7 protein-coding genes are annotated in these 6388 nt (G+C 60.9%); all 7 read right to left on the reverse strand.

Features of this window, described 5'->3' with window-relative positions; all coding sequences use genetic code 11:
- Positions 1–47 precede the first annotated feature (47 nt).
- Positions 48–878 carry a zinc-dependent peptidase gene (locus HBJ59_RS30685; protein ID WP_167665714.1) on the reverse strand — a complete coding sequence of 277 codons (831 nt, stop codon included), beginning with the start codon at positions 876–878 and terminating at the stop codon, positions 48–50.
- A 6-nt stretch (positions 879–884) separates the two neighbouring features.
- Positions 885–1541, reverse strand: coding sequence for a DedA family protein (locus HBJ59_RS30690; RefSeq protein WP_076014107.1), 657 nt, complete (start codon positions 1539–1541; stop codon positions 885–887).
- Positions 1542–1781: 240 nt separating this feature from the next.
- On the reverse strand, positions 1782–2240 hold the full coding sequence (locus HBJ59_RS30695; RefSeq protein ID WP_167665715.1) for an N-acetyltransferase: 459 nt from the start codon (positions 2238–2240) through the stop codon (positions 1782–1784).
- Between the two features lie 92 nt (positions 2241–2332).
- Complete coding sequence (gene eutC, locus HBJ59_RS30700; RefSeq protein ID WP_076014105.1) at positions 2333–3181, reverse strand: ethanolamine ammonia-lyase subunit EutC; 849 nt, start codon at positions 3179–3181, stop codon at positions 2333–2335.
- Positions 3178–4572 (reverse strand): ethanolamine ammonia-lyase subunit EutB, encoded by a 1395-nt coding sequence (locus HBJ59_RS30705; RefSeq protein ID WP_167665716.1) that lies wholly within the window; start codon positions 4570–4572, stop codon positions 3178–3180. The genes eutC and HBJ59_RS30705 overlap by 4 nt, the downstream gene beginning before the upstream one ends.
- Positions 4573–4636: 64 nt before the next feature.
- The gene (eat, locus tag HBJ59_RS30710) at positions 4637–6085 is read right to left on the reverse strand and encodes an ethanolamine permease (protein ID WP_167665717.1); all 1449 of its coding nucleotides are present in this window, start codon (positions 6083–6085) and stop codon (positions 4637–4639) included.
- A gap of 205 nt (positions 6086–6290) precedes the next feature.
- Positions 6291–6388 (reverse strand): hypothetical protein (locus HBJ59_RS31780; RefSeq protein ID WP_231492973.1); only part of this gene is annotated, 98 nt, incomplete at its 5' end.

A 6388-nucleotide genomic window follows, 5' to 3' on the forward strand; every position in this document is an offset into this window, starting at 1 on the left:
TAAAAGTGGCGGCGATTATAGGCATATTCTGACGCCGATGCCATGCGTCAGACGTCGTAGGACGCTTGGCGTTCAGTCTGATACCGCACGTCGCCGGCCTGCAGTTGGTGCAGGCGCGCCAGGGGATCCTGGCGGTAGAAGTGGCGCAGTTGTTCGTACACCTGTGGATAACTGCTGACCAGCAAATCCGGGGCACTGAAGAAATATTCGCTGGTAACGGCAAAGAACTCGGCCGGGTTTTCCGCGGCGTAGGGGTCGATGGCGGTCTCGGCGTCGGGATCGTGGTCGAGTTGGCGGTTGAGATCGTCAAAGGCGCTTTGCATGACGCTGGCCCATTCCTGCACGCGCATGTCGTGGTGCAACGGCGGCAGGCCGTTGGCGTCGCCGTTGAGCATGTCCAGCTTGTGGGCCAGTTCGTGGATCACCAGGTTGTAGCCTTCCCAGTTGCCGCTGGCCAGTACGCCGGGCCAGGCGAGGATCACCGGGCCTTGCTGCCAGGCTTCGCCGCTGTGCTCGCCGTCCCACTCGTGTTCCACGCCGCTGGCGTCGCGATGGCGCTGGGGGCTGAGGAAGTCGTCGGGATACAGCACGATCTCGTGGAAGCCCTGGTACCAGTCGAGGTCGCCGAGGTTCATCAGCGGCAGTTGTGCCTGGGCAGCGAGCAGCAGGCGTTGTTCCTGGTGCAGTTCGACGCCGGGCAGGGCGGTGAGGTGTTTTTCGGCGAGGAACACCACGCAGGCTTCCCGCAGCCACTGGTCTTGCTCAACGGTGATGCCGTCGAGGAAGGTCAAGTGGTGGCGCACCCGCTGCCACGTTTCATCGGCAATCGGGTGCTTGGCCAGCAGGCGCCGGCGACGCCAGGCGCTCAGGGACCACATCGCAGGTTACTGGGGCTTGGCTTCGGAAGAGCTGCGGCCAAAGCGGCTGCGGAACACGCCGATGATCATCGGTACCAGCGACAGCAGGATGATGAACACCACCAGCAGCGACAGGTTTTTCTTGATGAACGGTACGTTGCCGAAGAAGTAGCCCAGTGTCACCAGGCCGCCGACCCACAGGATGGTGCCGAACACGCTGAAACCGAAGAAGCGCGGGTAAGGCATTTTCGCGATGCCTGCGACGAACGGTGCGAATGTCCGCAGGATCGGCAGGAAGCGCGCCAGGGTCACGGTTTTGCCGCCGTGCTTGTCGTAGAAGTCGTGGGTTTTTTGCAGGTAGTCGCGGCGGAAGATTTTCGAGTTGGGGTTGCTGAACAAGCGTTCCCCGGCCGTTCGTCCGATCACGTAGTTGGTACTGTCACCCAGGATGGCCGCGAGCATCAGCAAACCGCCCAACAATACCGGGTCCATCCCACCGCCCGCGGCGATGGCGCCGGCAATAAACAGCAAGGAATCACCCGGCAGGAAGGGCATGACCACCAGGCCTGTTTCGCAAAAGATAACCAGGAACAGAATGGCGTATATCCACACTCCGTAGTTTCTCACCAGCATGTCGAGGTACACGTCGAGATGCAGGATAAGGTCGAGCGGGTTGAAATCCATGGATGGCACCTGTGTGAATGGCCTGGCTCAGCGGGCCTGTGCGGAGGCTTCGGGTAATAAGGGCTACAAGGTTGTGGCGTAATTCTTACGACCCTGAAAGGTCCGCATTATACGGATAGAGTCGTGAAAAGCGTGTTGGTTTTGTAGCGGGGGATGTCGCGACATCGATCTTATTCCAGGCACAGAGTCAGTGTGGGAGGGGCCTCCCACCACCGATGCATGAGCTTTGGTTAATAGATGTCAGTCATCGCTGATGGGCAGCACGTAGTTCTTGAACTCGGTGTCTTCCCGAAAACCGATGGACTCGTAGGTCTTCTGCGCCACCTGATTGTCGCTGCTGGTGGACACACGCAGGCGCACGGCGTGAGTTTCCTTGGCCATCTTCTTCGCGGTACGCATCAGGTTGTCGGCCACCAACTGCCGGCGTGCGTCTTCGGCGACGTAGATGTCGTTGAGGATCCACACGCGCTTGAGGGACAGCGATGAAAAGCTTGGATACAGCTGGCAGAAACCGAGCAGTTTCTTGTCGTCATCGTCGGCCAACGCCAGATAGATCACGGATTCCTTGCGGCGCAGTCGTTTTTCCAGAAAGGCGCGGCTCGAATCAGGGAAAGGCAGCGCACCGTAGAACTCACGGTATTTGACGAAAAGCGGGGTCAACAGGTCCAGGTGTTCCAGGGTCGCTTGAGTAATCCGCATGCCAGGCCTCAACTTCCAAATGGGGTATGACCACACAAGCGGCCGTGTTTCGATGCTGCCTAAAGCGGAGAAAAAGCGCAATCGTGCAAGGATCAGTCCTTCGGCGGGCTGAGCAGGAAGTTGCCTTTCATCAGGTCGGGATCATCCGACTCGAGGGTTTGTACCTGGGCTTCATCCTTGAGGTTGACCCCCGACAACTGCCGGCGGCAGGCCTCACGCATCAAGTACAGCAAGCGGTGAGCGGCCATGCCGTAGCTCAAGCCCTCCAGGCGCACATTGGAGATGCAGTTGCGGTAGGCGTCGGTGAGGCCGACCTTGGGGTTGTAGGTGAAATACAGGCCCAGGCTGTCCGGCGAGCTGAGCCCCGGCCGCTCGCCGATCAGAATCACCACCATTTTCGCCCCCAGCAACTGGCCGACTTCATCCGCCACTGCCACGCGGCCCTGTTCCACCAGAATCACTGGCGACAGCGACCAACCCTCTGCGTGGGTTTGTTCCTCCATGCGTGTAAGAAACGGCAGCGTATGTTTATGCACCGCCAGCGCCGACAAACCGTCGGCCACTACCACCGCCAGGTCCACGCCGCCCGGGTTGGCTTCGGCGTAGTCCCGCAGGGCCTGGGCCGATTCATCACTCAGGCGCCGCCCAAGGTCCGGGCGTTGCAGGTAGCTGTGACGGTCGACGGCGGCGCTGTGCAGCAACAGGCTGTCGCGGCCGCGTTCGGCCAGTTGGCTGCTGAGTCCTACATGGTCAAACGGCAGGTGTACGGCGTCCCGCGCCTGGGCGTGGGCGAACTGGAAATCCAGCTGCGCACCGGTAGGAATGCTGGTGCCGGTACGGCCCAGGGCAATTCGCGCCGGGGTCAGGCGTCGCAGTTCCAGCCACGGGTTGTCCACGTTGTTTTCCGGGGTGTCGATGTGCACAGGCGGTTCCTTCTTCATCCCAATTGCGCCAAGGCGTGGCGGAATGCCGGTGGCAGGCTGTTGCCGAAGTGCACCTTGCCGTCGGCTTGCGTGAAGATGCCCATTTTTGCCAGCCACTGTTCAAACTCCGGCGCTGGCTTTAAACCCAATGTTTGCCGGGCGTAGAGCGCGTCGTGGAACGAGGTGGTCTGGTAGTTGAGCATGATGTCGTCGGAGCCCGGGATGCCCATGATGAAGTTGATCCCGGCCACGCCCAGCAGCGTGAGCAGGGTGTCCATGTCGTCCTGATCGGCTTCGGCATGGTTGGTGTAGCAGATGTCGCAGCCCATCGGCACGCCCAGCAGCTTGCCGCAGAAGTGGTCTTCGAGGCCGGCGCGGATGATCTGCTTGCCGTTGTACAGGTACTCGGGGCCGATAAAACCGACCACGGTGTTCACCAAAAACGGCTTGAAATGCCGGGCCACCGCATAGGCGCGGGTTTCGCAGGTTTGCTGGTCGACGCCAAAGTGCGCATTGGCCGACAAGGCGCTGCCCTGGCCGGTTTCGAAATACATCAGGTTTTGCCCGAGGGTGCCGCGATTCAGGCTCAGGCCCGCGTCGTAGCCTTCCTGCAACACGCTCAGGCTGATGCCGAAACTGGCGTTGGCCGCCTCGGTGCCGGCGATCGACTGGAACACCAGGTCCAGCGGCACGCCACGGTTGATGGCTTCGATGGAGGTGGTGACGTGGGTCAGCACGCAGGCCTGGGTCGGGATTTCGTAGCGCTGGATGATCGCGTCGAGCATTTCCAGCATGGCGCAGATCGAGGCGATGCTGTCGGTGGCCGGGTTGATGCCGATCATGGCGTCGCCGTTACCGTAGAGCAGGCCGTCGAGAATGCTGGCGGCGATACCCGCCGGTTCATCGGTGGGGTGGTTGGGTTGCAGGCGGGTGGACAGGCGCCCGCGCAGGCCCATCGTGCCGCGAAACTGTGTGACGACGCGGATCTTCTGCGCCACCAGTACCAGGTCCTGCACACGCATGATCTTCGACACGGCGGCGGCCATTTCCGGTGTCAGCCCGGGCGCCAGGGCACGCAGGCTTTGTTCGTCGGCCGCGTCGCTGAGCAGCCAATCCCGCAGGCCACCGACGGTCAGGTGACTGACCACGGAAAACGCCTGTTTATCGTGGGTATCGATAATCAGCCGGGTGACTTCGTCGCTTTCGTACGGGATCAGCACTTCTTCAAGAAAGTGCTTCAGCGGAATATTGGCCAGGGCCATTTGCGCCGCGACCCGCTCACCGTCGTTCTGCGCGGCAACACCGGCGAGGAAATCCCCGGAGCGCGCCGGGCTGGCCTTGGCCATCAAGTCCTTGAGGCTGTCGAAGCGGTAGGTCAATGCACCGACCGCGTGGGAAAAGCTTGCCATACAGAGTCTCCTTTTCGGCGCGGGCAGAATGTGAGTAAAGCGCCCGCGCCGAGGTTTACGGCGTTTAGTGCAAGGCGGCCTCTGCGGCCTGGATCGCCGCAAATTCTTCTTCCGGCGTGCCTGCTACCAAGTGATGCCGACTGTAGAAAGCAAAGTAAGCAATTAATACTCCATAGATGATCGCGGCGCCAATCACCACGCGCGGATCCACCAGAAAGCCCGCCACAACAGCGATGCAGGCCAGTACCAGAGCGACGCCCGAGGTGAAGATGCCGCCCGGTGTGCGGTAAGGACGGTCCATTTTGGGGCGGCGGATGCGCAAGGTGATGTGTGCGGCCATCATCAGCACGTAGGAAATGGTCGCGCCGAACACGGCCACCAGGATCAGCAAATCACCCTGGCCGGTCAGCGACAGGCCAAACCCGATGATGCCGGGGATCACCAGGGCCAGGACCGGTGCCTTGCTTTTGTTGGTCTGCGACAGCTTGCGCGGCAGGTAGCCGGCGCGGGACAGGGCGAAGATCTGCCGAGAGTAGGCGTAGATGATCGAGAAAAAACTCGCGATCAGCCCGGCCAGGCCCACCAGATTGACGAAGTGGCCCATCCAGGTGGAACCGCCATAGGCTTTGGACAAGGCTTCTACCAGCGGATTGCCCGATGCCATCAGTGCATAGGCGCCAGCACCGCCGGGCGCGATGACCAGGATCAGCAGGGCGAAGCTGGTCAGCACCACAATGGCGCCGATCAGGCCGCGGGGCAGGTCGCGTTTCGGGTTCTTGGTTTCTTCGGCGGCCAGCGGCACGCCTTCGACCGCCAGGAAGAACCAGATTGCATAGGGAATCGCTGCCCACACGCCGACATACCCGAATGGCAGGAAGGTGCTGGCGCCCTTGGCCTCGGTCACCGGAATATCCAGCAGGTTGGCGATATTGAAGTGCGGCACCATCGCCACCAGGAACACGCCCAGGGCAATGGCCGCGACGGCGGTAATCACAAACATCAGCTTCAGCGCCTCACCCACCCCGAAGATGTGGATGCCGATAAAGATGATGTAGAACGCCAGGTAGATCATCCAGCCGCCAATGCCGAACAGCGACTCGCAATAGGCGCCGATAAACACTGCGATGGCGGCGGGGGCGATGGCGTATTCGATAAGGATCGCGGTGCCGGTGAGGAATCCGCCCCAGGGGCCGAACGCGCTGCGGGCAAAGCCGTAGCCGCCGCCGGCGGTAGGAATCATGGAAGACAGTTCGGCCAGGGAGAAACACATGCACAGGTACATGGTGGCCATCAGCAGTGTGGCGAGGAACATGCCGCCCCAGCCGCCCTGGGCCAGGCCGAAGTTCCAGCCGGCGTAGTCGCCGGAGATCACGTAGGCAACCCCGAGACCGACCAGGAGCACCCAGCCGGCAGCGCCTTTTTTCAGTTCCCGTTGTTGGAAGTATTCGTTGCCGACCTTTTCAAAGTCGACGGAAGACCCGGACGCCGGAGCGCCATTCGGTTCGCTAGGCATGATGGAATCCCTTTCTTATTGTTTTGTCCCGGCTTACTTAAGTAAGCCGAATGAGTAGCAAGGTCTTGTGAAGATCAAGTGTGGGAGCGGGCTTGCTCGCGAATGCGGTGGGTCAGTTCAAAATTCAGTCACTGATACACCGCATTCGCGAGCAAGCCCGCTCCCACATTTTTATTGCATTTCAAATGTGGGAGCGGGTTGTGAGTTAGAAGAAGCCCAGCGGATTGATGTCGTAGCTCACCAGCAGGTTTTTGGTCTGCTGATAGTGATCAAGCATCATCTTGTGAGTCTCACGGCCCACAC

This window comes from Pseudomonas sp. AN3A02 (assembly GCF_011765255.1).
Taxonomy (GTDB): domain Bacteria; phylum Pseudomonadota; class Gammaproteobacteria; order Pseudomonadales; family Pseudomonadaceae; genus Aquipseudomonas.

Bases quoted from the DNA above. Each gene is read 5' to 3' on its own strand.
- HBJ59_RS30685 (WP_167665714.1), bottom strand. From the start codon at position 878: ATGTGGTCCCTGAGCGCCTGGCGTCGCCGGCGCCTGCTGGCCAAGCAC.
- HBJ59_RS30690 (WP_076014107.1), bottom strand. From the start codon at position 1,541: ATGGATTTCAACCCGCTCGACCTTATCCTGCATCTCGACGTGTACCTC.
- HBJ59_RS30695 (WP_167665715.1), bottom strand. From the start codon at position 2,240: ATGCGGATTACTCAAGCGACCCTGGAACACCTGGACCTGTTGACCCCG.
- eutC (WP_076014105.1), bottom strand. From the start codon at position 3,181: ATGAAGAAGGAACCGCCTGTGCACATCGACACCCCGGAAAACAACGTG.
- HBJ59_RS30705 (WP_167665716.1), bottom strand. From the start codon at position 4,572: ATGGCAAGCTTTTCCCACGCGGTCGGTGCATTGACCTACCGCTTCGAC.
- eat (WP_167665717.1), bottom strand. From the start codon at position 6,085: ATGCCTAGCGAACCGAATGGCGCTCCGGCGTCCGGGTCTTCCGTCGAC.